The 1,519-nt window shown below is 62.2% G+C and carries 3 protein-coding genes; 2 read left to right on the top strand and 1 reads right to left on the bottom strand.

Going from position 1 to position 1,519, the window contains the following annotated elements:
• Positions 1-409, top strand: a 409-nt coding sequence (locus EN932_RS35850; RefSeq protein ID WP_164890842.1) for an MFS transporter, incomplete at its 5' end; no start/stop codon positions are given.
• 32 nt (positions 410-441) lie between these two features.
• Positions 442-705, top strand: a complete 264-nt coding sequence (locus EN932_RS35845; protein ID WP_013529232.1) for a metalloregulator ArsR/SmtB family transcription factor — start codon at positions 442-444, stop codon at positions 703-705.
• A 5-nt stretch (positions 706-710) separates the two neighbouring features.
• Here EN932_RS35845 and EN932_RS35840 read toward each other — a convergent pair whose 3' ends face one another.
• Entirely contained in the window at positions 711-1,367 is a 657-nt protein-coding gene (locus EN932_RS35840; RefSeq protein WP_127369266.1) for a glutathione S-transferase family protein, read from the bottom strand.
• Between the last annotated feature and the right edge of the window lie 152 nt (positions 1,368-1,519).

Raw genomic sequence — 1,519 nt, 5'->3', positions numbered from 1 at the left:
CTTCCTGTTCGAGCCACGCTCCGGCGTCTTCGTCATCGTCTTCACCGCCGCTTATGGCGCCTTCGCCTATACGCTCTATTCCATCGCCGTGGCGCATGCCAACGACCACGCGCGCTCGGAGGATTTCGTCAAGGTATCTGGCGGGCTGTTGCTGCTCTATGGCTTCGGCACGATGATCGGACCTTTGCTTGCGGCTGCCCTGATGGGCTGGATGCGCCCGGAAGGTCTGTTCCTGGCGACCGCCTTCGCGCATCTCTGCCTGGCGGGCTACACGCTGCTGCGCATCAGCCGCCGCGCGCCGGTGCCGATCGGGGATCGTGACGCCTTCAAGACGCAGCCGGCCGACCGTTCGGTCACCCCGGAAGCATTGCGGCTTGATCCCAGAAGAAAAGCAGAAGCAGACGGTTGAGATTCGAAAGGCTTTGCCTCACTAATACAGGCATGATGTTTTCCGACGCCTTCATGGCGATTGCCGATCCCAACCGGCGCCATCTTCTGGAAGAACTTCGCCGCGGCCCGAAAACCGTCACCGAACTGGCCGCCGGCTTGCCGGTCTCGCGCCCAGCCGTGTCGCAACATCTGAAAGTGCTGCTCGATGCCGGCCTGGTCCACGCCAAGCCGGAAGGAACAAGGCGCGTCTATACGGTGAGCGGCACTGGCTTCCTCAAACTCAACATCTGGCTCGATCAGTTCTGGGAAGCCTGACCCGATCAACCGTTGTTGTAGGGGAAGAACTTGAAGTAGGGCTGCGCCTCCCCGATCACCCGAGCGAAGGCGGGGCGCTGCAGCAGGCGGTCGTGATAGCGCTTCACAGCCGGGTACCTGTCGCCCAACGGCTCGACCTTGTTGGCATAGAACAGCGCGGGGGAGGCTGCGCAATCGGCCATGGTGAAGCTGTCGCCCATCGCCCAGATCTTCGACTGCATGTCGTGTTCGATGATGGCGTAGGAATTGCGCAACCGGTCGCGAGCCTGCTCGACGCCGAACGGGTCGGTCTTGTCGCCGGGACGCAACCGGTCGCCGACAATCTTCTGCATCGGCTCCTGCACATAGAAATCATAGAAACGGTCAGCTTGGCGGACGGCCAACGCCATGTCGATCTCGGCGGGAACGAGGTCGACCGGCCCCGGATAGTGCGCGGCCAGATATTCGACGAGGATGCTCGATTCCAGCACCGTACGGCCACGCGCATCGTCGCGCAGCGCCGGCATCTTGCCGGCCGGCGAGATCTTCAGGCAGGCCGCGCGCGATTCAGCATCGCCAAGGTCGACGATGACAGGCGTGAACGGCGTGGCGTTCTCGTACAGCGCGATCAACGGCTTCCAGCAGAAGGAGGCCAGCGGATGGAAATGAAGTGTCAGGGACATTTTTTGCTCGTCTGTTTCCTGGATTGTCGGTGGCCGCTACCATGCGGCACGCCTGTTGCGGTTAGCCTTGTCCGTCAAACCAGCCTATGCTGCTTCAACCGGCTTGGACATGCGCGATGATCGCTGCGGACATCTCGGCCCAGTCGTCCGGA

It is taken from the genome of Mesorhizobium sp. M7A.F.Ca.US.002.01.1.1 (assembly GCF_004022955.1).
In the GTDB taxonomy this organism is placed as follows: Bacteria; Pseudomonadota; Alphaproteobacteria; order Rhizobiales; family Rhizobiaceae; genus Mesorhizobium; species Mesorhizobium ciceri.
Note: the sequence above shows the minus strand (reverse complement) of the source record. Positions and strands in the feature narration are given on the sequence as shown.

Bases quoted from the DNA above. Each gene is read 5' to 3' on its own strand.
- EN932_RS35845 (WP_013529232.1), top strand. From the start codon at position 442: ATGATGTTTTCCGACGCCTTCATGGCGATTGCCGATCCCAACCGGCGC.
- EN932_RS35840 (WP_127369266.1), bottom strand. From the start codon at position 1,367: ATGTCCCTGACACTTCATTTCCATCCGCTGGCCTCCTTCTGCTGGAAG.